The organism is Enterobacter sp. BNK-22, assembly GCF_048684805.1.
Lineage (GTDB): Bacteria > Pseudomonadota > Gammaproteobacteria > Enterobacterales > Enterobacteriaceae > Enterobacter > Enterobacter quasiroggenkampii.
Genome location: NZ_JBLQTT010000001.1, coordinates 3,388,217 through 3,411,268, shown reverse-complemented (window position 1 = coordinate 3,411,268; position 23,052 = coordinate 3,388,217). Strand labels below are relative to the sequence as shown.

20 protein-coding genes are annotated in these 23,052 nt (G+C 57.7%); 7 read left to right on the top strand and 13 right to left on the bottom strand.

Annotated elements, in window-relative coordinates; translation table 11 throughout:
- Window positions 1-9 precede the first annotated feature (9 nt).
- The 8 genes from ACMGGE_RS16100 to ACMGGE_RS16065 all read right to left on the bottom strand — a co-directional run bounded on the left by ACMGGE_RS16100 (window position 10) and on the right by ACMGGE_RS16065 (window position 9,577).
- Entirely contained in the window at window positions 10-1,350 is a 1,341-nt protein-coding gene (locus ACMGGE_RS16100) for an MFS transporter (protein WP_420293950.1), read from the bottom strand.
- A gap of 182 nt (window positions 1,351-1,532) precedes the next feature.
- The gene (gene lldD / locus ACMGGE_RS16095; RefSeq protein WP_320723882.1) at window positions 1,533-2,720 is read right to left on the bottom strand and encodes a quinone-dependent L-lactate dehydrogenase; all 1,188 of its coding nucleotides are present in this window, start codon (window positions 2,718-2,720) and stop codon (window positions 1,533-1,535) included.
- Entirely contained in the window at window positions 2,717-3,490 is a 774-nt protein-coding gene (gene lldR, locus ACMGGE_RS16090) for a transcriptional regulator LldR (protein ID WP_023294814.1), read from the bottom strand. Before lldR ends, lldD begins: the two co-directional genes overlap by 4 nt.
- Entirely contained in the window at window positions 3,487-5,142 is a 1,656-nt protein-coding gene (lldP, locus tag ACMGGE_RS16085; protein ID WP_032644436.1) for an L-lactate permease, read from the bottom strand. The genes lldR and lldP overlap by 4 nt, the downstream gene beginning before the upstream one ends.
- A 271-nt stretch (window positions 5,143-5,413) precedes the next feature.
- Window positions 5,414-5,776, bottom strand: a complete 363-nt coding sequence (locus ACMGGE_RS16080) for a YibL family ribosome-associated protein (protein WP_021242435.1) — start codon at window positions 5,774-5,776, stop codon at window positions 5,414-5,416.
- A gap of 58 nt (window positions 5,777-5,834) precedes the next feature.
- Window positions 5,835-6,425 carry a mannitol operon repressor MtlR gene (gene mtlR / locus ACMGGE_RS16075; RefSeq protein ID WP_045907898.1) on the bottom strand — a complete coding sequence of 197 codons (591 nt, stop codon included), beginning with the start codon at window positions 6,423-6,425 and terminating at the stop codon, window positions 5,835-5,837.
- Window positions 6,422-7,570 (bottom strand): mannitol-1-phosphate 5-dehydrogenase, encoded by a 1,149-nt coding sequence (mtlD, locus tag ACMGGE_RS16070; protein ID WP_045907897.1) that lies wholly within the window; start codon window positions 7,568-7,570, stop codon window positions 6,422-6,424. The genes mtlR and mtlD overlap by 4 nt, the downstream gene beginning before the upstream one ends.
- Before the next feature lie 99 nt (window positions 7,571-7,669).
- Window positions 7,670-9,577, bottom strand: coding sequence for a PTS mannitol transporter subunit IICBA (locus ACMGGE_RS16065; RefSeq protein WP_063622813.1), 1,908 nt, complete (start codon window positions 9,575-9,577; stop codon window positions 7,670-7,672).
- Between the two features lie 657 nt (window positions 9,578-10,234).
- On the opposite strand from ACMGGE_RS16065, the gene ACMGGE_RS16060 reads away from it, so the two are divergent.
- The 6 genes from ACMGGE_RS16060 (at window position 10,235) to aldB (ending at window position 17,387) form a co-directional block, all read left to right on the top strand.
- Window positions 10,235-10,591 carry a DUF3302 domain-containing protein gene (locus ACMGGE_RS16060; protein ID WP_045907895.1) on the top strand — a complete coding sequence of 119 codons (357 nt, stop codon included), beginning with the start codon at window positions 10,235-10,237 and terminating at the stop codon, window positions 10,589-10,591.
- A 2-nt stretch (window positions 10,592-10,593) separates the two neighbouring features.
- On the top strand, window positions 10,594-11,730 hold the full coding sequence (locus ACMGGE_RS16055; RefSeq protein ID WP_025758413.1) for an HlyD family secretion protein: 1,137 nt from the start codon (window positions 10,594-10,596) through the stop codon (window positions 11,728-11,730).
- A gap of 90 nt (window positions 11,731-11,820) precedes the next feature.
- Entirely contained in the window at window positions 11,821-12,429 is a 609-nt protein-coding gene (locus ACMGGE_RS16050; RefSeq protein ID WP_196346911.1) for a glutathione S-transferase, read from the top strand.
- Window positions 12,430-12,532: 103 nt separating this feature from the next.
- A complete protein-coding gene (gene selA / locus ACMGGE_RS16045; RefSeq protein WP_420293949.1) occupies window positions 12,533-13,918 on the top strand; it encodes an L-seryl-tRNA(Sec) selenium transferase in 1,386 nt (461 codons plus the stop codon).
- On the top strand, window positions 13,915-15,762 hold the full coding sequence (selB, locus tag ACMGGE_RS16040) for a selenocysteine-specific translation elongation factor (RefSeq protein WP_420293948.1): 1,848 nt from the start codon (window positions 13,915-13,917) through the stop codon (window positions 15,760-15,762). Before selA ends, selB begins: the two co-directional genes overlap by 4 nt.
- Window positions 15,763-15,848: 86 nt before the next feature.
- Window positions 15,849-17,387 carry an aldehyde dehydrogenase AldB gene (gene aldB / locus ACMGGE_RS16035; RefSeq protein WP_048028094.1) on the top strand — a complete coding sequence of 513 codons (1,539 nt, stop codon included), beginning with the start codon at window positions 15,849-15,851 and terminating at the stop codon, window positions 17,385-17,387.
- On the opposite strand, the gene ACMGGE_RS16030 is transcribed toward aldB, so the two are convergent.
- On the bottom strand, window positions 17,384-18,349 hold the full coding sequence (locus tag ACMGGE_RS16030) for a LysR family transcriptional regulator (protein WP_420293947.1): 966 nt from the start codon (window positions 18,347-18,349) through the stop codon (window positions 17,384-17,386). The genes aldB and ACMGGE_RS16030 overlap by 4 nt on opposite strands.
- A 117-nt stretch (window positions 18,350-18,466) precedes the next feature.
- Here ACMGGE_RS16030 and ACMGGE_RS16025 point away from each other — a divergent pair, with 117 nt between their 5' ends.
- Window positions 18,467-19,207 (top strand): MipA/OmpV family protein, encoded by a 741-nt coding sequence (locus ACMGGE_RS16025; RefSeq protein ID WP_069720501.1) that lies wholly within the window; start codon window positions 18,467-18,469, stop codon window positions 19,205-19,207.
- Window positions 19,208-19,290: 83 nt separating this feature from the next.
- On the opposite strand, the gene araD is transcribed toward ACMGGE_RS16025, so the two are convergent.
- The 4 genes from araD to ACMGGE_RS16005 are packed head-to-tail and all read right to left on the bottom strand — an operon-like array spanning window position 19,291 to window position 22,998.
- The gene (gene araD / locus ACMGGE_RS16020; RefSeq protein ID WP_048028083.1) at window positions 19,291-19,986 is read right to left on the bottom strand and encodes an L-ribulose-5-phosphate 4-epimerase; all 696 of its coding nucleotides are present in this window, start codon (window positions 19,984-19,986) and stop codon (window positions 19,291-19,293) included.
- A complete protein-coding gene (locus ACMGGE_RS16015; protein ID WP_420293946.1) occupies window positions 19,980-20,840 on the bottom strand; it encodes an L-ribulose-5-phosphate 3-epimerase in 861 nt (286 codons plus the stop codon). Before ACMGGE_RS16015 ends, araD begins: the two co-directional genes overlap by 7 nt.
- A 2-nt stretch (window positions 20,841-20,842) precedes the next feature.
- The gene (gene ulaD / locus ACMGGE_RS16010) at window positions 20,843-21,496 is read right to left on the bottom strand and encodes a 3-keto-L-gulonate-6-phosphate decarboxylase UlaD (RefSeq protein WP_048226564.1); all 654 of its coding nucleotides are present in this window, start codon (window positions 21,494-21,496) and stop codon (window positions 20,843-20,845) included.
- Window positions 21,493-22,998, bottom strand: a complete 1,506-nt coding sequence (locus ACMGGE_RS16005) for an FGGY-family carbohydrate kinase (RefSeq protein WP_420293945.1) — start codon at window positions 22,996-22,998, stop codon at window positions 21,493-21,495. Before ACMGGE_RS16005 ends, ulaD begins: the two co-directional genes overlap by 4 nt.
- Between the last annotated feature and the right edge of the window lie 54 nt (window positions 22,999-23,052).

The window sequence follows — 23,052 nt, the reverse complement described above, 5'->3', positions numbered from 1 at the left end:
AGAGAGGACCTACGCGACGCCGGGGTCTTGCGAGCGGCTGTACAGCATTTTGTAGACGGTTGCCGCCGCGGCCACAAGAGCGGGTACGCTGAGGATCATTAAAATACTGTCTGCCTGCCACTGCATCGAAAGAAGCTGGGCGCTGGTCATGGTGCCCGCCACGCCGCCAAAGCGGCCAATCCCCTGCATCCAGGCGATGCCCGTCGCGCGGCACTCGGTGGGATAAAAGGTGGCGGCCAGGGTCTGCATGCCCGACTGCGCGCCGTTCATCGCGATCCCCATCAGGAAAATCAACCCGCCAAACAGGGCGATATGGTTATGCTCCATGCCGAGTAGCAGGATCAGCCCCATCGTCAGGATAAACCCGCCCGCGACAACCTTGTGCGCTTCCCAGCGGTCCATCATCCAGCCGGCGAGCAGAATGCCGGCCGTGCCGCCGAAGGTGAACAGCGAGGTGAGCCAGGCGGACTCCGCCAGCGCATAACCCATCCCCTGCATCAGCGTCGGCATCCAGCTCAGCAGGACGTAGTAGATGACCAGCCCCATAAAGTAGGTCACCCACAGCATCAGGGTGCCGGGCAGCCAGGGCATCGAAAACAGCTGCGACACGCTCCCTTTTTTAGACGCGACTTTCTCCTCCGCCAGGAAAAAGCCCGTGACGCCCTCCAGCGTACCGCGGGCGAACCGGCTGGCAATGCGGCGAACCTGCATGACGTCTTTCCCGCGCTGCACCAGAAACTTCACCGACTCCGGCAACAGCAGTGCCAGCAGCAGCGTTAAAATCAGCGGCGCAATTGCGCCGGTCAGCAGCACGCTTCGCCAGCCGTGGTGGGGGATAAGCCAGGACGAGATCGCGCCGCCGCCCGCCGCACCCAGAGGGAAGCCGCAGTACATGGTATTAATCGCCATGGCGCGGCAGCGCTGGGGGGCAAACTCGGAGATCAGTGTAATGGCATTCGGCATGGCGGCGCCGAGCCCCAGGCCCGTCAGAAAGCGCCACAGCGTCAGGGTGTTGAGGCTTTGCGCCCAGGCCGTGCCCAGGCTTGCCAGGCCGAAGAACAGACACGAAAAGACCAGTACGCGCTTGCGGCCCATCCGGTCCGATACCGGACCGGCGATCAGCGCGCCCAACGACAGCCCCAGCAGCGCCGCGCTCAGCACCGGCCCCAGATCCTGTTTATGGATCCCCCATTCTGCCGACAGCGTGGGCGCGATGTAGCCCATTGCCGCCGTATCAAAGCCATCGATCGCCAGAACCAGAAAGCCCAGCACAATGAGCAGCCAGTGAAACCCTGAAAAGCGACTGTCGTCGATCACCTGCTGAATATCCACCTTACCTGAATAGGTCATACGCTCCCCTCTGATGTGATGTTGTTTTTGTGTTCTTGTCTTTGCTTGTCTATACAATTGCGGACGGCATGTATATGTCAAATTTTCTTATCCAATATGTTATCTGGATGTTATTTTTGGCATAAAAAAGCGCCCGAGGGGGAGATCGGACGCATGAGAAAGAGGTGTTAACGAGGGGGGATTCAGGCCGCGTTTCCCTGAGCAAGTGGAGCCAGCGCTGCCGGTAATTTGCTTAACTCCTGCACCAGGGAATCCTTACTGATTTCGCTAATGGTTTTCGCACCGGTCAGCGTCATCGCCACCTTCATCTCTTTTTCGATCAGGTTAAGCAGATTCGCCACGCCTGCCTGACCGGCCGTCGCCAGAGCATACAGATACGCGCGTCCCAGCAGCACGCTGTCGGCACCCAGCGCAATCATACGCACCACGTCCAGCCCGTTGCGGATCCCGCTGTCGGCCAGGATGGCGATATCGCCTTTCACCGCATCGGCAATAGCTGGCAGGGCGCGGGCAGAGGAGAGCACCCCGTCGAGCTGGCGTCCGCCGTGGTTAGAGACCACAATCCCGTCTGCGCCAAAGCGGACCGCATCACGGGCATCTTCCGGGTCGAGGATCCCTTTGATCACCATCGGGCCATCCCAGAATTCGCGGATCCACTCCAGGTCTTTCCAGGAGATGGACGGATCGAAGTTATTCGCCAGCCAGCCGATGTAATCTTCCAGCCCGGTGGGTTTACCCAGATACGCCGAGATGTTCCCCAGATCGTGTGGACGACCGTTCAGGCCGACGTCCCACGCCCACTGTGGATGCGTTACCGCCTGCCAGTAGCGGCGGAGCGCCGCATTTGGGCCGCTCATGCCGGAGTGCGCATCGCGGTAGCGCGCGCCGGGGGTCGGCATATCAACGGTAAAGACCAGCGTGGAGCAGCCCGCCGCTTTGGCGCGCTCCAGCGCGTTACGCATAAAGCCGCGATCGCGCAGGACGTACAGCTGGAACCACATCGGCCGCTTGAGGGTCGGGGCAACCTCTTCAATCGGGCAGACGGACACGGTGGAAAGGGTAAACGGAATGCCTTTAGCATCTGCGGCGGCGGCGGCCTGCACTTCACCGCGACGGGCGTACATGCCGCATAAACCGACAGGTGCGAGCGCGACGGGCATGGAAAGCGTTTCGTTAAACAGTTTTGTCTCAAGGCTCAGGTCAGACATATTCTTCAGCACGCGCTGGCGCAGAGCCACCTCCGACAGATCTTCCACGTTGCGGCGCAGGGTGTATTCGGCATACGCCCCGCCGTCAATGTAGTGGAACAGGAACGGGGGCAAAATGCGCTGCGCCGCGGCGCGATAGTCACTGGCTGCTGAAATGATCATGCTTTGTTCTCCCTGGAAATATCACTGTCGCCAGGCAGACGGGTAATACGCGCCTGTCGGGCCTGGTCTTCATCGAATCGTTTGATGGTGGTATGCACGAAACCGAGATGCGCCATCATCGCTTTGCGCGCGGCTTCGGCATCACCGGCCAGAATGGCGTTGAGCACCGCCTCGTGTTGTTCGGTCAGTTGGGCAAACACCGGCGGAACCAGATACATGCGCTGGCGGCTCTGCTTCACGGAGGATTGCAGCAGGTCGAAGAACCCGCGCATGGTCTGGAGCAGCACGACGTTGTGCGACGCCTCGGCAATCGCCAGGTGAAAACGCACGTCCGCCTGGGAGGCGATGTCCGGGTCGCTGCTTTGCGTGGCCTCAAAGCAGGCGATGAGTTTCTCTTTGTCGGCGTCGGTTGCCCGCATGGCTGCGTGCCAGGCGGTACTGGTTTCGATGGCGTGACGCGCTTCAAGGATGTCGAAGCTGTAGTCCGGGTCGTTCTCCATCAGCGTTTTCAGCGGCTGAACGATGTTTTGCTCGGACCAGTCGTCATGCTGCCAGCGTACAAAGGTGCCGCCGCCGCGACGGCTTACCAGCACCCCTTCGCTGACCAGCGTCGCCAGCGCCTCGCGCAGTGAATTGCGCGACACGCCAAGCTGGGCGGCGAGCTGGCGTTCGGCGGGCAACTTCATGCCCGCTTCCAGCTGTTGTTCTTCAATCAGCGCCCGCACGCGAGAGGCAATCTCGTCGGACAGGCGTCTGGGCATCACTATCATGGGATCATCCAGGTTAAGACATAGGCCTGCAGGGTGGTGATCACCCCGACCATGCAGGTGAATATCAGGCTGTGTTTCACGGTAAAGCGGAACAGATCCGACTCTTTACCGACCAGTCCCACCGCCGCACAGGCAATGGCGATGGATTGTGGGGAGATCATTTTCCCGGTCACGCCGCCGGTGGTATTTGCGGCCACCAGCAGGACGTCCGACACGCCAATCTGCTGGGCCGCCGTGGCCTGCAGCGCAGCAAACAGGGCGTTAGACGAGGTATCGGAACCGGTCAGGAACACCCCCAGCCAGCCGAGGAACGGCGAGAAGAAGGTGAAGGCGTGGCTGGTATGCGCCAGCGCCAGTGCCAGCGTCGATGACAAGCCGGAGTAGTTCGAGATAAACGCGAACGCCAGCACCATGCCGATGGAGTAGATCGGCAGCATCAGCTCTTTAACGGTCGCCGCAAAAGTCTGCACCGCAGCCGCAGGCTTCATGCGCAGCCACACCACGGAAAGAATAGCGGCAAACAGGATGGCGGTCCCGGTGGCGGAGAACCAGTCGAATTTATAGACCGCGGCATACGGCGTGGCGGCGTGCACCACCGGCGGCATACGGGCGACCATCTTGTCGAGGAACGGTACGGAGATGTTAATCACCATGTCGTACAGCGCGCCGCCCGGGGCGAACAGGGCTTTAAACGGCGGGATGCTCCACAGCGTAACCGTGGCGGTCAGGAACAGGAACGGCGACCAGGCGCGAATCACCTGTCCTGCGGTATAACCGGTGCGGGCCAGGGTTTGATCGACCTGCGAGGCGCCCATGTCGGCGAAGCGGAAAATACGGACCGGCTGCCAGCGTTTCAGGAACAGCGTCAGGCAGACCAGGGAAACCAGTGAAGAGATGATGTCTGGCAGTTCTGGGCCAAGGAAGTTCGAGCTGAGGTACTGGGCAATCGCGAACGAACCGCCCGCCACCATCACCGCAGGCCAGGTCTCCTTCACGCCGCGCCAGCCGTCCATAATCGCCATGATCCAGAACAGGACGATAATGGTCAGGAACGGCAGTTGGCGCCCCACCATCTGGCCAATCTCAAAGCTGTCCAGGCCGGTCACCTGGCCCGCAACCAGAATCGGAATACCCATTGCACCAAACGCCACCGGTGCGGTGTTCACAATCAGGCACAGACCTGCGGCATACAGCGGGTTAAAGCCCAGGCCCACCAGCAGCGCGGCGGTGATCGCCACCGGTGCGCCAAAGCCTGCCGCGCCTTCCAGAAACGCCCCAAAGGAGAAGCCGACAATCAGCATCTGCAGGCGCTGGTCCGGCGTAATGGAGAGAATCGACGAGCGGATAATGTCGAACTGCCCGGTTTTCACAGAGATTTTATAGACAAAGACCGCGGCGATGATGATCCACGCAATCGGCCACAGGCCGTAGAAGAAACCGTAGACGACGGAGGCCAGCGCGCGATCGACCGGCATTTTGTAGAAGAACAGCGCCACCAGCAGGGCGATGGCGACGGTGTACGTCGCGGCAAGGTAGCCCTTCAGCTTGAGCTTAATCAGCGCAAAGAAGAAGAACAGGATCGGAAGCGATGCGATCAGGCTCGACAGCCAGATATTGCCGGCCGGGTCGTAGTTTTGTTGCCAGAGGCTCATGCAGGTCTCCTGGGGACCAGACAGCCTGCGCTGCGGGCGAGTCTCCGCTCATCTCTGCGTCACAGTCTGTGTAAAAGTGGTCCTGCCAATGTTGTGTTGTAGGGTTAATGACAATGAATGGTTAACCAGATGTTATGAGCTAGCAATGGTTTTGTGAGCGGAAATAATGGAATTGTGAACCGGGGAAGGATTGGTTGCGCTATTGGTTGGACCAATTCACACGAAGGGGAAAAGAGTAGGCCGGGTAAGCGTAGCGCCACCCGGCATGAAATCAGAACGCCGTCTTACAAAAACCCGTCATCTCTTTCAGGCCCATTTCGCGGCCAAGCTCGGTCATCGGGTGAACCACCACCAGACCACGGACGCTTTTCTTCAGCTTGCCCATGTCGGCCTGCTCTTTTTTGGTGATCGCACGACGGTGCGGCATGTTCATCAGCTTCTGCGCTTCTTTGCTCAGCTTCTGGCCTTTGACTTCGCGCAGGCGCTCGATCTCTGCTTCCAGCTTCGCGGTCTCTTTTTCAAGTTCGGCATACTTCTCGGCGGACTCCACCAGTGACAGGCCCGCCATCTGGTGGCGGATGAGATCCAGGCGATCGCTCAGGCGTTTAATTTCGTTCTTTTCGACTTCTTTCATGACAAATAACTCTGAAAACGGGGAATTTACAGGGAAGGATACACCAATGTGAGCAGGCTTACTTCTGAAACGCTTTTTTTAAGCTGATTCGGGAAATCAGCTCAGTCAGGGAGAGAACCATCGTGGAACGGACAACCTGTTGATAACGCAGCTTTTGCATCGCGTAGAGCTCAGGGTCGCTGTTATCAAACTGCGGTGCCGGAGGAAGCGCGGTGACGCAGTGCAGCTCCCCGAACGGCCCCAGGATTTCATCGTCGGTAAAGGTGTATTCATTACCGTCGTGATTGAGTTCTTCGCGCAGCGCCATTAGCAGCTCTGCATCTTCATACTCTTGTCGGTTCAGCACGCCAAGACCATAAATCAGCTTCAGACGCACGGATAAATCGCCCAGCGGTCCGTCTCCGTCCAGTAACGGTTCTACAGCATATTTTACCGCGTAGTCGTCTTTGCGAAACACCTGAAGCACCAGGATATTCACCGCCTCGGTTAACAGCTCGACGGCGGCAATCAGGAAACTTCGTACGGTTTTGCCAGCATTCAGACGCTCAAGCACACGATTTTCAAAGGCCTGGGTTTGTTCCATTATTGCCTGCATATCTGACAATCTGTTATCCGGGCGCAGGCTAACCTGCGCCGCATTGTGCATCATTTGGTTGCGTTGTATGCGTTAACCGCCTCCACAACCACGTCGCTGTTGGCGTCCAGACCGGAAATCTGCGCCAGCGCAGCCTGCGCGCCCTGGGTATCAATCAGCTGAGCCAGTTCCTGCGCCTGCGGGTCCTGCTCGCTGCGGTAGTGCATTGCGGCGGCAATCCCTTTCACCAGGTTGGCGTGCGGCAGACCGTATTCCAGCGTGCCCAGCAGCGGCTTAATCAGGCGGTCGCCCGCGCTCAGCTTACGCAGCGGCTGGCGGCCCACGCGCTCAACGTCATCTTTCAGATACGGGTTTTCAAAGCGACCGAGGATTTTCTGGATGTATGCTGCATGTTTATCCGCATCGAAACCGTAGCGTTTAATCAGCACCGCGCCGCTCTCTTCCATTGCCCCTTTTACCACTGCGCGGATCTTCTCATCGAGGATCGCGTCACGAATGGTCTGATGACCGGCCAATTTTCCGAGGTACGCGGTTATAGCATGCCCGGTGTTCAGCGTGAAGAGTTTGCGTTCGACAAATGCCATCAGGTTATCGGTTAATTCCATTCCCGGAATGGTCGGCAGCGCGCCTTTAAACTGGGTTTTATCGACGATCCACTCGCTGAAGGTTTCTACGGTCACTTCCAGCGGATCGTTGGTCGCGGATTCGGAAGGCGGAACGATGCGATCCACGGCGGAATCCACAAAACCCACGTGCGCTTCAACCCAGGCTTTGTCTTCGTCTGCCACAGCGTTGAGCACGTGGCCTTTCAGCTGCGTGGTGCCGCGCACCATGTTTTCACAGGCGATGATGTTCAGCGGGGTATCGATACCCTGCGCTTTACGTTTTGCGAGGCCTTTCGCGACCGCAGGGGCGATGCGCTCAAGCACAACCGGACCCACGGCGGTGGTAACCAGATCGACGCTGGCGATAAGGTCAATAACGTCGTCGCCGATACTGCTGACCGCGTTGACGCCAGATACTGTCTCAACCTGCTCGTTTTCACCGACCACATGGACCTGATAGCTATGACGGGCATTCAGGGCATCCAGGACAACCTGATTCACATCGGCGAATGTCAGGGTAATGCCCGCGTCTGCCAGCAGTTTACCGATAAAACCACGACCGATATTACCTGCTCCAAAATGTAATGCTTTCATAGTGTTAACCTTCATCAATGTTTTTACCCGAGAGGGCTGGGGTGAGGAACGTTTTCCCCTCACCCTAGCCCTCTCCCCGGGGGAGAGGGAGGAGTACCGTTATTTGTTAAGCAGAGCCAGAACTTCTTCAACGCTGGTGGTGTTGGCCAGACGCTCAATAACCGTTTCATCATCCAGCGCGTTGGTCAGGCTGGTAATCACCTGAATGTGCTCGTTGTTGCGAGCAGCGATACCAATCACCAGACGGGCGATGTCGTCTTCTTCTTCACCGAAGCGCACGCCCTGCGGGTACTGACAGAATACGACGCCGGTTTTCAGGACGCGATCTTTCGCTTCAACCGTACCGTGCGGCACCGCGATGGATTCGCCCAGATAGGTCGGGGTCAGTTTTTCGCGTTCCAGCATCGCGTCGACATATTCAGGCTGAACGTAGCCGCCTTTCACCAGCTGCTCACCGGCAAAGCGAATTGCTTCTTCTTTGGTGGCCGCGGTACGGCCGAGGAAGATGTTTTCCGCACCCAGCTTAAACAGGTGGGCGTTGCTCTCGTCAAAACTGTCCTGCAGGCTGGAACGCACTTTCACTTCGTTGTCTTCGTGACGCTGCGCGGCAACCAGACGTTCGGTCAGGCTGGTATACAGGCCGCTGTCGAGGAAGTTGGTCAGCGAAATGTGCTGTGCCTGTGGTACCTGACGCATGGCGCGTTCGGTCAGATCGCGGTGCGTGATAACCAGGTCAACATCCGGCGGCAGGCTGTTAATGGCGCTGTTGGTCACGGAGATGTTGGTCAGGCCCGCATCCTGCACTTTCTTACGCAGCACGCCTGCACCCATTGCGCTGGAACCCATACCGGCGTCGCAGGCAACGATGATTTTACGCACGTGGCTCAGGTCGTTAGAGACATCACCGGCTGCCAGTGGCGTCGCGCCTTTGGATTCGGCTTTCATGTCGTGCATACGACGGGTTGCGGCTTCGATGTCATCATCTTCTTTCACTTTGCTGGTTTTCAGCAGGATAGAAGAGACCACGAAGGAGACGGCCATTGCCGCAAAGATAGCCGCGAGGTTCGCGAAGTAAGCGCCTTTTGGCGTCATCGCCAGTACCGCCAGGATAGAACCCGGAGAGGCTGGAGAAACCAGACCGCCGCCCAGCACGCTCAGGGTGAACACACCGGTCATACCGCCGAGGATAACGGCCAGGATCAGACGTGGGTTCATCAGCACGTAAGGGAAGTAAATTTCGTGGATACCGCCCAGGAAGTGGATGATCGCCGCACCGCCAGCAGACTGTTTAGCGCTGCCACGGCCAAAGAAGATGTACGCCAGCAGAACGCCCATACCTGGACCCGGGTTAGCTTCAATCAGGAAGAAGATAGACTTGCCGAGATCGTGAGACTGCTGGATACCCAGCGGCGAGAAGATGCCGTGGTTGATGGCGTTGTTAAGGAACAGGATTTTCGCCGGTTCAACGAAGATAGACGCCAGCGGCAGCATCTCGTGCGCCACCATGAAGTTAACGCCTGCCGCCAGAATTTTGGACAGCACTTCAACCGCAGGGCCAATGCCGAGGAACGCCAGAATGGCGAGGATCATCCCGATGATGCCCGCAGAGAAGTTGTTCACCAGCATTTCGAAGCCGGATTTGATCTTACCATCAACCCAGACGTCGAATTTCTTAATCGCCCAGCCGCCCAGAGGACCGGCAATCATCGCACCGAGGAACATCGGCATATCCGCACCGACGATAACACCCATGGTTGTGATAGCACCCACGACGCCGCCACGGTCACCGCCCACCAGACGACCCCCGGTGAAACCGATGAGCAGCGGCAGGAGATAGGTAATCATTGGGCCAACAAGTTTCGCCAGCGTTTCGTTAGGCAACCACCCTGTCGGAATGAACAATGCGGTGATGATACCCCACGCGATAAACGCGCCGATATTTGGCATCACCATGTTGCTGAGGAAACGACCAAAGCTTTGAACTTTGATCTTGAAATCGGATGACATAAAACACCCCTTCTTCTGTTTACGCTTAGGCTTGTGGCCCGAGGTTTATTGTTAATGAGGCGGCAGAGGTAGCCGGACCCTGTTCTGATGCTGTGAAATCTGGCACTGAATCGTTCAACTGTCCAGACAGGGAAAATTTGTGTGATGCGCGTCACGTAAAGGCAGGGGGTAGGGATATCAATGAAGTGATCTCAATCACAAAATTTGCGGGCAAAAAAAATACAATGGCGACAAAAAAAGCAAAATCCACTCTTTTATGTGATTGTTGTCACGTTTTGTTCTGGTGGGTTTGTTTCTGGATTGTGACTGATTTCACAAAATATTTTTATGCGGATTTCTCCGGCTGTGATCGGCGGCAAACTCTGCGTCGCGATTCAGCGCCAGGATGATATTGCACGACACGATAAGCTAAAAAACCACTTTTGATGTGTGGTATGGCGAAAAGTTAAAAGGTGGATTACGCTCATATTGTAAGGTTAAGTCTATTATTATTCAGGATATATTTTGACACGCTTATAAACTTGCATGGAGATATTATAAAAACCGATACTCCCCGGCTCGGAAATAGTAAGCACAACCCCGTGTTTATAAAAAATTAATTAGGTTGCGTACCGTTTTATTAATTTAATGAGTTGACGTTGTTTAAGTGAGGAGAATATGTTTCTCAACTATTTTGCGCTGGGCGTATTGATTTTTGTATTTCTGGTTCTCTTTTACGGAATCATCGCCATCCATGATATTCCTTATAATATGGCCAAAAAGCGTAACCATCCGCATGCCGATGCCATTCATACGGCTGGCTGGATTAGCCTGTTTACGCTTCATGCCATCTGGCCATTCCTGTGGATTTGGGCCACGCTGTACCGCGAGGATCGCGGCTGGGGCATGCAAAACCACATCACAAAGCCTGATGAGGTCCCGGGCATGGATGCGCTCGCCAAACGCGTGGCGGAACTCGAACAAAAGCTGGGCGCGGTAAAGCCTGCTGCTGATAAGAACACGCTGGAGCGCTAATCATGGATCTGTTGATTATTTTGACCTACGTGGCATTTGCCTGGGCCATCTTTAAAATATTCCGAATTCCGGTCAACCAGTGGACGCTTGCCACCGCAACATTAGGCGGCGTATTTATTGTTGCCGGACTTATTCTGTTAATGAACTATAACCACCCGTATACCTTTACGGCGCAAAAAGCGGTTATTTCTATTCCAATCACGCCGCAGGTGACCGGTGTGGTCAGCGAAGTGACCGATAAAAATAACCAGCTAATTAAAAAAGGCGAAGTGTTATTTAAACTGGATCCAGGCCGCTATCAGGCGCGCGTCGACAGACTTCAGGCCGATCTGGTGACCGCGACGCACAATATCGATAATCTGAAAGCGCAGCTGGCGGAAGCTGTTGCCAATACCACGCGCGTCTCCGCTGAACGCGATCGCCTCTATAAAGATTATCAGCGCTACCTGAAAGGCAGCCAGGCAAAGGTGAATCCGTTCTCTGAAAGCGATATCGACAACGCGCGTCAGAACTATCTGGCACAGGATGCGCTGGTGAAAGGCTCCGTGGCTGAACAGGTGCAGATCCAAAGCCAGTTAGACAGCATGGTGAACGGTGAACAGTCGCAGATTGCGTCCTTACGCGCCCAGCTTGCCGAAGCCAAATACAATCTGGACCAGACCGTGGTGCGCGCGCCGAGCAATGGTTACATCACCCAGGTACTGATTCGTCCGGGAACCTATGCCGCCGCGCTGCCATTGCGTCCCGTAATGGTCTTTATCCCTGAACAGAAGCGTCAGATTGTGGCCCAGTTCCGTCAGAACTCGCTGCTGCGTCTGAAGCCGGGCGATGAAGCGGAAGTGGTGTTTAACGCGCTGCCGGGCCAGGTCTTCTCCGGGAAGCTCACCAGTATTCTGCCGGTGGTGCCGGGGGGAACCTATCAGGCGCAGGGCGCGCTGCAGTCGCTGACGGTGGTGCCGGGAACGGACGGCGTTCAGGCACTTATTGAGCTGGAACCCAACGCCGAAGTCGATGCCCTGCCGGACGGTATCTATGCCCAGGTGGCGGTCTATTCGGACCACTTCGCCCACGTCTCGGTTATGCGTAAAGTACTGCTGCGTATGACCAGCTGGATGCACTACCTCTACCTCGATCACTAATCCTTCCAGGGCAGGAATGCGACATGCAGACCTGCCCTTTTTTCATCGCTTGATCCATACTGACTTTTTTCCGGCATCAAGGATCAGGCAATGAAACTCATCGGCAGCTATACCAGTCCCTTCGTGCGAAAAATCTCGATTCTCCTGCTGGAGAAGGGGATTGAATTTGAATTCGTGAATGAACAGCCCTACAACGCGGAAAACGGCGTCGCGCAGTACAACCCGCTGGGGAAAGTCCCGGCGCTGGTCACGGACGAGGGCGAATACTGGTTTGATTCCCCGATTATTGCGGAGTATATCGAGCTGCTGGGCGTTGCCCCGGCAATGCTGCCAGCAGACCCAAAAGCGGCGCTGGCGGTGAAGCAGGTTGAAGCCCTGGCCGATGGCATTATGGATGCGGCGTTAACCTCCGTACGGGAACAGGCAAGGCCCGCCGCCCAGCAGTCGGAAACGGAACTGTTACGCCAGCGGGAAAAAATCAGCCGCAGCCTGGACAGATGCGAACAGCTAATCCGGGAGGGTAAGATCGCCACCGACAGCCTGAACCTGGGGACCATCGCCATCGCCTGCGCGATTGGTTATCTCAACTTCCGCCGCGTCTCCCCGGGCTGGTGCGTCGACCGTCCGCTGCTGGTGAAGCTTGCAGACACGCTGTTTAGCCGCGAGAGCTTTGCCCGTACCGAACCGCCAAAGGCTTGACGCGGGTTATAACACTTCGCCGTCGGAGGCGGTACAATCCCCTCACATGTTAACTCCCTCTCCCGTCGGGAGGGGGGAAGATATTTACTCGCCAGGCGCTTTCATGACTACTCATCATTCGCTGTACAGCCAGATCCCCGCTACCGACCGTCTTCTTCGCGAACCCCGCATTCATGCTGTTGTTGAGCGTTTCGGCCATACCGCGACGGTGGAAATGTTACGCCTGCTTCAGGACGAAGCCCGCTGCGCGATTCAGGCAGAAAACGCCTTGCCCGACTGGTGTAGCGCGTGGGAGCAGGAAGTTGAACAGCGGCTGGATGAGAAGGCGCAAAGCGCGTTACGCCCGGTGATAAACCTGTCGGGTACCGTGCTGCATACCAACCTGGGGCGCGCGCAGCAGGCGGAAGAGGCCGTTGCCGCGGTTGTGCAGGCCATGCGAACGCCCGTAACGCTGGAGTACGATCTGGACGGTGCCGGGCGCGGGCACCGCGACCGTGCGCTGGCGGAGCTGCTGTGCCAGCTGACCGGCGCGGAAGATGCCTGCATTGTGAATAACAACGCCGCCGCGGTGCTGCTGATGCTGGCGGCCACCGCCAGTGGTAAAGAGGTGGTGGTGTCCCGCGGCGAGCTGGTGGAGATTGGCGGGGCGTTTCGCATCCCGGACGTGATGCGCCAGGCAGGCTGCACGCTACATGAAGTGGGCACGACAAACCGTACCCATGCGAAAGACTATCGCGCGGCGGTGAATGAAAATACCGCCCTGTTGATGAAGGTTCACACCAGTAATTACCATATTGAAGGCTTCACCAAAACGGTTGACGAGGCGGAGCTGGCGGCGATTGGGCGCGAACTGAATATACCGGTGATTGCCGATCTCGGCAGCGGCTCGCTGGTGGATCTGAGCCTGTACGGGCTGCCAAAAGAGCCGATGCCGCAAGAGATGATTGCGGCGGGCGTGAGCCTGGTCAGCTTTTCCGGCGACAAACTGCTGGGCGGGCCGCAGGCCGGGATTATCGTCGGCAAGCGCGAGCTGATTGCGCAGCTGCAGCAGCATCCGCTTAAGCGCGCCCTGCGCGCCGATAAAATGACGCTTGCCGCGCTGGAAGCGACGCTGCGGCTCTATCTCCACCCGGAAAAACTGGCCGACCGCCTGCCCACGCTGCGTCTGTTAAGCCGCGATGCCGCCTCGATTCGCGCCCAGGCCGAACTGCTGCTGCCGCGCGTCGCCGCGCACTACCCCGATTTTGACGTTCGCATTGAGCCCTGCCAGTCGCAGATTGGCAGCGGGTCGCTGCCGGCGGACAGGCTGCCGAGTGAGGCGCTGACGTTCATGCCGCGTGACGGGCGCGGCAGCCAGCTTGACGCCCTGTCGTCGCGCTGGCGCGGTCTCTCGACGCCGGTTATCGGGCGGATTTACGACGGCCGAATGTGGCTGGATCTGCGCTGCCTTGAAGATGAAGAGCGATTTCTGGAGATGTTGTTGAAATGATTATTGCCACCGCCGGTCACGTCGACCACGGAAAAACCACGTTGCTGCAGGCCATTACCGGCGTAAACGCCGATCGCCTGCCGGAAGAGAAAAAGCGCGGCATGACCATCGATCTGGGCTATGCCTACTGGCCCCAGCCTGATGGTCGCGTGCTGGGCTTTATTGATGTGCCGGGGCATGAAAAGTTTCTGTCCAACATGCTGGCGGGCGTGGGTGGCATCGATCATGCCCTGCTGGTGGTGGCCTGCGATGACGGCGTGATGGCGCAAACCCGCGAGCACCTTGCGATCCTGCAGCTAACCGGCAACCCGCAGCTGACCGTGGCGCTGACCAAAGCCGATCGCGTGGATGATGCGCGCGTCAGCGAGGTGCGCGAAACGGTCCAGGCGACTCTGCGGGAGTATGGTTTTGCCGACGCATCGCTTTTTGTCACCGTGGCGACAGAAGGGCGTGGTATCGACGAACTTCGCCACCATTTGCAGCACCTTTCAACACGCGACCACGCCAGCCATCATCGTTTCCGTCTGGCGATCGACCGGGCGTTTACCGTAAAAGGTGCGGGGCTGGTCGTGACCGGCACCGCGCTGAGTGGTGAAGTCAGCGTGGGAGATACGCTCTGGCTGACGGGCGTGAATAAACCGATGCGCGTGCGCGGGCTGCATGCACAAAACCAGCCCGCTGACCGCGCTCATGCCGGGCAGCGTATCGCGCTGAACATTGCCGGGGATGCGGAAAAAGAGCAGCTTAATCGCGGAGACTGGCTGCTGGCCGATGCCCCGCCGGAACCTTCTGAACGCGTGATCGTCTCCCTGCAGACACACATGCCGCTGACCCAATGGCAGCCGCTGCATATTCACCACGCGGCAAGCCATATCACCGGGCGCGTGTCGCTACTGGAAAACGACCTTGCCGAGCTGGTATTCGATTCGCCGCTCTGGCTGGCAGATAACGATCGTCTGGTACTGCGTGACATTTCTGCAAGGGAAACGCTGGCAGGCGCGCGCGTGGTGGCGCTTAACCCACCCCGACGCGGCAAGCGTAAGCCGGAATATTTGCAGTGGCTGGCCGCGCTGGCAGAGGCCAGAGAGGATAACGCCGCGCTGCGGGTGCACCTCGATCGCGGGGCGGTGAATCTGCGTGATTTTGCATGGGCACGCCAGCTGAGCAGGGAAGGCTTACGGCAGCTGACCCAGGAGCCGGGCTTTATTCAGGCTGGCGACAGCCTGCTCAATGCCCCGGTTGCTGCGCACTGGCAGCGTAAGATACTGAACACGCTTGCGACTTACCATGAACAGCATCAGGACGAGCCTGGCCCGGGGCGCGAACGTCTGCGACGCATGGCGCTGCCGATGGAAGACGATGCGCTGGTGCTGCTGCTGATCGAAAACATGCGTGAAAGCGGAGTGATTAAAAGCCACCACGGCTGGCTGCACCTGCCGGATCACAAGGCCGGGTTCACCGCCGAGCAAGAGGCCATATGGCAAAAAGCGGCCCCGCTGTTTGGCGATGAGCCGTGGTGGGTTCGCGATCTGGCTCGCGAAACCAACACCGACGAGCAGGTGATGCGCCAGGTATTGCGCCATGCGGCGCAGCAGGGGCTAATCGTCGCGATCGTGAAAGATCGTTACTACCGTAACGATCGCATTGTGGCGTTTGCCAACCTGATCCGCGAGCTGGATCAGGCGCGCGGCTCGACCTGCGCAGCGGATTTCCGCGATCGGCTGAACGTGGGGCGCAAGCTGGCGATCCAGATCCTGGAATACTTCAACCGCATCGGCTTTACCCGCCGTCGCGGTAACGATCATCTGTTGCGCGATTCGTTATTATTTCCTGAAACTCCGTGACCTCCGTCGTAAACACCGTTACCGGCTGGCGAGAAAATCGCCAGCCGGAACTACCCTTGTTGTACACCAACAGCAAGGAGACGGACATGACAAACAATCCTCCCTCATCGCGTATCCAGCCCGGCGAGTATGGTTTTCCCCTCAAGCTGAAGCCCCGTTATGACAACTTTATTGGCGGCGACTGGGTCGCTCCCGTCGACGGCGAATACTATTCCAACCTGACCCCGGTTACCGGCCAGCCGCTGTGCGAGATTGCCAGCTCCGGTAAGCGTGATATCGACCTGGCGCTGGATGCGGCGCACAAAGCGAAAGAGAAATGGGCTCACACCTCCGTGCAGGATCGGGCGGCGATCCTGTTCAAAATCGCCGACCGGATGGAGCAGAATCTGGAGCTGCTGGCGACGGCGGAAACCTGGGATAACGGCAAGCCGATCCGGGAAACGATGGCGGCTGACGTGCCGCTTGCTATTGACCACTTCCGCTATTTTGCCTCCTGTATTCGCGCTCAGGAGGGCGGGATCAGCGAAGTTGACAGCGACACCGTGGCGTATCACTTCCACGAACCGCTGGGCGTCGTCGGGCAAATTATTCCGTGGAACTTCCCGCTGCTGATGGCGAGCTGGAAAATGGCGCCCGCGCTGGCGGCCGGAAACTGTATTGTGCTCAAACCGGCGCGTCTGACCCCGCTCTCGGTCCTGCTGCTGATGGAAATCGTTGGCGATCTCCTGCCGCCGGGCGTGATTAACGTAGTGAACGGCGCGGGCGGGGAGATAGGCGAATATCTGGCTACCTCAAAACGTATCGCCAAAGTGGCGTTTACCGGGTCGACGGAGGTGGGCCAGCAGATCATGCAGTACGCCACGCAGAACATTATCCCGGTGACTCTGGAACTGGGCGGGAAATCCCCGAACATCTTCTTCGCGGACGTGATGGAGGAAGAGGATGCCTTCTTCGATAAAGCCCTGGAAGGGTTTGCGCTGTTTGCGTTTAACCAGGGCGAAGTCTGTACCTGCCCAAGCCGCGCGCTGGTGCAGGAATCCATCTACGAGCGCTTTATGGAGCGGGCCATTCGCCGCGTCGAGTCTATCCGCAGCGGTAACCCGCTCGATAACGTTACACAGATGGGGGCGCAAGTCTCGCACGGACAGCTGGAAACGATCCTCAACTACATCGACATCGGCAAGAAAGAGGGGGCGGATATTCTCACCGGCGGGCGTCGTAAGGTGCTGGGAGGGGATCTGCAGGACGGCTATTACCTTGAGCCGACGATCCTCTTCGGCCAGAACAATATGCGCGTTTTCCAGGAGGAGATTTTCGGCCCGGTGCTGGCCGTGACCACCTTTAAAACGATAGAGGAGGCGCTGGAGATTGCCAACGACACGCCGTATGGCCTGGGCGCAGGTGTCTGGAGTCGCAACGGTAATCTGGCCTATAAAATGGGCCGCGGCATTCAGGCCGGGCGCGTCTGGACCAACTGCTACCACGCCTATCCGGCGCACGCGGCATTTGGCGGTTATAAGCAGTCGGGCATCGGACGTGAAACCCACAAGATGATGCTGGAGCATTACCAGCAGACCAAATGTCTGCTGGTCAGCTATTCTGATAAACCACTGGGGCTGTTCTAGTCGCCCAGCTCAGGCCGTCCGTGGGCGGCCTGGGCAATTTGCTGGCGCAGGCAGTTAAGGACGCCATCCAGAACGTATTGCACGCGCCAGGGCTGGTATTCGCGTTTGCGGAAGATGGCCGTCAGATCGAGCCACCACTCTTCCTGATGCGGGAAGCAGGGGACCAGCATGCCTTTCGTTAATTCTTTTTTCAGACTCTCTTTTGGTGCAAAAACAATCCCAAGATTATTTCTGGCCAGCTCCAGGGCCGTCTGCGTATTGTCGCAAATATAATTACCGGTCACCCGGTAGTCATGCACGTCCTCGCTGCCGTGCACGCGAAAACGCCAGATGTTGGCATCATCGACCAGCATGGAGTCAATGAGAATACAGGAGTGATTAATTAAATCTTCAGGTCCGGTTAAGGGATGTTTATTTAAATATTCTACGGTTGCGAAGGCCGTAACGGAATATTTTGTCAGCACGCTGGCAACCAGACTTTCGTCTTTTGGCTGAGCATAGGTAATTAAAATGTCGCAGTCATCCGGAAAGGTAACGCCTTCTGAAAATTCATTCCGGTCCAGATTGTAGGTTTTCAGGGAGATGCGGATGTCACCGATGTCTTCTATCTGATGGATCACGTGTCGCGCGAGGTAGGTCACGATACCTGTTGGGGCATAGATCGTCACTTTTCCGCGCTTTTCGTGCTTATAATCAGCAATGAAATTAACAAGCTGGCTGTTCTTATCCAGCGTGGCGTTCACGTAGGGGAGTAACGCTTCACCAAACTGGGTCAGGGCCAGCTGGCGCGTGGTGCGCTCAAAGACCTTGAGCCCAACCCGCGTTTCAAAATCAGACAGATATTTACTCACGTTGGCCTGCGCCATACCCAGCAGGGCGGCGGCATCACCAATGCTGTGGGTGGCGGCGATGACGGAGATAATTTTTAATTCGCGTGGTTTTAGCTGTAATGTACTCATCATGCACACCCATCTATATGATTTTATATATAATATTATATAAACCGCAGCGTTGCATTGGCAATTTTGTAACCATTATTATGCGCCTCGCTTGTTTGGCATTTAAATGGATTACATAGAATGACTATTAAATACAATTTACTCATCGCTGCCACGTTATTTGCATCAACGTCTGCCATGGCCGGGGAATTTTCACTTGGAGCGGGGGCTGTATTTAATGAGTCTCCATACAAAGGCTATAACGAAAATACGACTGCGGTACCGTTAATTAGCTACGAAGGCGATCGCTTTTACGTTCGCCAGACCACGGGCGGATGGATCCTGTGGAAAGATGCAAAAAATGAATTAAGCCTGACCGCAACGTGGATGCCGCTGCATTTCGACCCTGACGATAATGATGATCATCAGATGAAGCAGCTGGATGAGCGTAAAGCGTCCGCCTTCCTCGGCGGTGCGTACTACCGCCACGAGAGCTGGGGGTCGCTGAAAGTGGCGGTCTCTGGTGATGCCACGGATGAAAGCGGCGGCGTGATCGGCGAAGTATCATACTTCCGTCCAATCAAAATGGATCACCTGACCCTGACGCCTTCTGTGGGTGTGTTCTACAGCGACGAAAGCTATAACGACTACTACTACGGCGTATCCGGCAGCGAGTCTCGCCGCTCCGGACTGGATCAATACACTGCCGGTGACAGCTGGACGCCATACGTTGGTCTGGCGGCTAAATATCAGTTAACCCAGAAGCTGTATCTCAATGCCAGCGCGGTCTACACCGTGTTGCCTGACGACGTGAAGAATAGCCCGATGATCGACCGCGACGACAGCTTCGCGCTGATGACCGGCCTGACCTGGCGTTTCTGATGTGGTAAAGCCGGGTGGCGGCTTCGCCTTACCCGGCCTACGATCGTGCCTGTACTGCTGTTCCCTAAAGCCTCTATCAATGATCACTGCCCGTAATAGGCATTCGCTCCATGCTTGCGCAGATAATGCTTGTCGAGCAGTTCCTGCTGCATAACCGGAAGCTGTGGCGCGAGCTGGCGAGAGAACAGGCCCATATAGGCGCACTCTTCCAGCACCACGGCATTGTGAACCGCATCGGCAGCGTCTTTACCCCAGGCGAACGGACCGTGGGAGTGGACCAGCACCGCCGGGATCTGCATCGGGCTAAGATCGCGCTCCTCGAAGGTTTTGATGATCACTTCACCCGTCTGGTATTCGTATTCCCCAGCAATCTCTGCCGTGGTCATCAGGCGTGTGCAGGGGATGGTCCCGTAGAAATAGTCCGCGTGCGTGGTTCCCCAGGCCGGTAAATCCAGCCCCGCCTGGGACCAGATAGTGGCGTGGCGCGAATGGGTATGCACGATGCCGCCAATCTCCGGGTAACGACGATACAGCGCAAGATGGGTAGGCGTGTCTGAAGAGGGCTTTTTATTCCCCTCAATAACCTGGCCCGTGGCGATATTCACCACCACCATATCCTCCGCCGTCATCACGTCGTATTCCACACCGGACGGTTTAATGACCATCATGCCGCTTTTGCGGTCCACAGCGCTGACGTTACCCCAGGTAAACGTCACCAGCTGGTGGGCGGGCAACGCCAGGTTTGCTGCCAGTACCTCGGCTTTAAGTTCGTCTAACATGTCATGCCTCCTTCCTGCATACGGGCTTCAATCCAGCGGCGCGCCTGGATAATCTCCAGCACCGGCTCTTTTGCTTTTTCGGTCCACATTTCAATCAGAAATGCGCCGCGATAGTTCAGTCGATGCAGCGTGTTAAACACGCCAACGAAATCGACGCAGCCCTCGCCAAACGGCACGTCGCGGAACTGCCCGGGGCTTTGTGCGGTGACGGGTTGGGTATCTTTCAGGTGAATAGCCGCAATGCGGTCAATGCCCAGCGTCAGCTCGGCGGTGACGTCGTTACCCCACGCGCTCAGGTTGCCGACGTCCGGATAAACGCTGAACCACGGTGAGGCGAGCATGTCGTCCCACTTTTTCCATTTGCTGATGGAGTTCATAAACGCGGTGTCCATGATCTCCACCGCCAGCATCACCTGTGCGGCGGCGGCCTGCTCTACGGCCCACGCCAGCCCGTCGGCAAAGCGCTGTTGCGTCCCCTCGTCATGCGCTTCGTAATAGACGTCATACCCGGCAAGCTGGATGGTGCGAATGCCCAAATCACGCGCCAGCCTGATGGCTTTGCTCATGATCTCACGGGCGCGTTCGCGCACGGTTTCATCGCGGCTGCCAAACGGGAAACGACGGTGGGCAGACAAGCACATAGAGGGGATCGCCACGCCGGTTTCCAGCATCGCTTCCACCAGAGAGGCGCGCTGCGTGGTGCTCCAGTCGAGGCGTGATAATCGCTCGTCGGTTTCATCGACAGACATCTCGACAAAATCGAACCCGCAGCTTTTCGCCAGTACCAGCCGCTCGGGCCAGGAGAGAGCTTTTGGCAGCGCTTTTTCGTAAATACCCAACGGATGCTGACGCATGGTTACGCTCCCCAGATGTCGCGAATATGCGAATGGAATGCCTGTGCCACCTGCGGTGGATTGGCGGCACCTGCCAGCGCGCGTCCGGCAATAAAGGCTTTGACGTTGATTTGCTTAAACAGCGGCAGGTCGGCGGGGGTGATACCGCCGGTAACCGAAAGCTGCAAACCGATATCGGAGAGCGCTTTCATTTTTGCGAGATCCGCCTCACCCCACTGCTGGCCGCTCGCCTGTGCGTCACGTCCGCGGTGATAAATGGCCTGCTTCACGCCGATGCGATGCCATGCGCGAGCATCGTCCAGCGTCCAGTGACCAAAGAGCTCCATCTGGATTTCTCCCCCGCGGCGCAGGGCTACCTCGTGGCCGCGTTCAACGGTGGCCAGCGGGGCGGCGCAGATGATGGTCATCCAGTTTGCACCCGCGCCAAATGCCTGCTCTGCCAGCGTTTCTCCGGCATCGGCCACTTTCCAGTCCGCAACGATGATTTTATCCGGGCACTGCTCGCGCAGGGCGCGCACGGCGTTTAGCCCTTCGGTCAGGCACAAAATGGTGCCCGCTTCGACGATATCAACGTGATCGGCAAGCGTCGCGACATCACGCTGCGCGGCCTGAAGAGAGGTATGGTCGAGCGCCAGCTGCAGTAATGGTCGGCTCATAGGTTGTTCTCCTTAACTCGGGCGTGATAGCCCTGTAGTGCTGAAATCAGTAGCTGATAGCGCTGATACTTGCGCTGATAAGCCGCATGGGCGCGCATGTCAGGCTCAATGACACGAATGTCGTGTCGGAGGGCGCATTGCGCCGTATGGAAATCGGGATACACGCCGGTGCCGACCAGGGCGGCCAGCGCCGCGCCAGAACAGCCGGTCTCTTCTACCTGCGGCAGTTCAATCGCCAGCCCGCTGACGTCCGCAAGCATTTGCATCCATACGTCCGAATGGGTTGGGCCACCCGTCACGCGCAGGGCATGAACGTGGGTAAAGCGTTCGAGCATGCGGTTGAGGTGGGTCATGTGGCAGAACACCACGCCTTCGTAAACCGCCTGCAGCAGGTGCGCGCGGGTGTGTAGCGCCTGCATCCCGTAGAAGCCGCTGGTCATCTCCAGCCCGGCGTTGCTGCCATAGAGGAACGGCAGGAAGTACACATCGCTTTCGGCTTTCGGCAGGCTGGCGACGGCGTGGTTGATCTCGCTGAACGACATGTCGCCCCACTGCGCGGTGAGCCACTCAAGGTTGCCGGACGAGGTCGGGCTGGCTTCGTGAACGATGTACTGCTGCGGATGCACGTAGCGGCCATAAACGTAGGGGAAGGGTTCGTTGCTGCGAAGTGCACTGGCGATCCCGCTGGTGACGGCCCAGGTGCCCATCACGGCATTCAGCGTGTGCTCGTCCTGCAGTCCGGCGCAGAGCGCGGTGGAAACCACATCAAACAGTCCCCCCACGACGGGCGTGCCCGCCGCGAGACCGGTAAGGGCGGCTGCCTGAGCGGTGATTTCCCCGAAGATTTCTGCTGAACCGACAATCGGCGGCAGGGCGCCGTCAATCTCGCTGATCCCGAGCCAGCGCGTAAGCTGCGGGTCATACTGCCCGGTATTCATGTTGTAGAGATTGGACTCGGAGATGTTGCTCTCTTCACCACCCTTCACGCCGGTCAGGCACCAGCGCAGATAGTCGTGCGCCATCATCACGCAGCCAATCTGCTGATAGCGCTGCGGCTCGTTCTCTTTGACCCAGCGCAGAAGCGAGGCCGGATGCCCGGTCCACAGCGTCTGGCGCGTATGCGGGTAGAGTTTTTCGGGAATGCCGTCCTGTTGCCAGCGCTGCACAATCTCCAGTGCCCGGCGATCGGAGGAGAGGATGGCGTTGCCCAACGGTTGGTCCTGTTTATCGAGCAGAAAGAGCCCTTTACCCTGAGCAGAAATGCCGACCCCATTGATCTGGTTGCCGTTTACGCCTGCATTCTTGAGCAACGCGGCGATGGTTGCGTGGCAGTGCTGCCACAGCTGATGCATATCCCGCTCGGCGTAGCCCGCTCGCGGGCTGAGCGTGGCAACGGAGCGGCGTTCGATACTGACTTCTTTGCCCTGGCTGTTGTATAAACCGGCTTTAAGATAAGTACCGCCACAATCGATACCCAGCCAGAAGGTCTCTTTTTCACTCATCTTCATCTCGCTTAATTGCCGGGTGGCGCTGCGCTTACCCGGCCTACGGTTTGG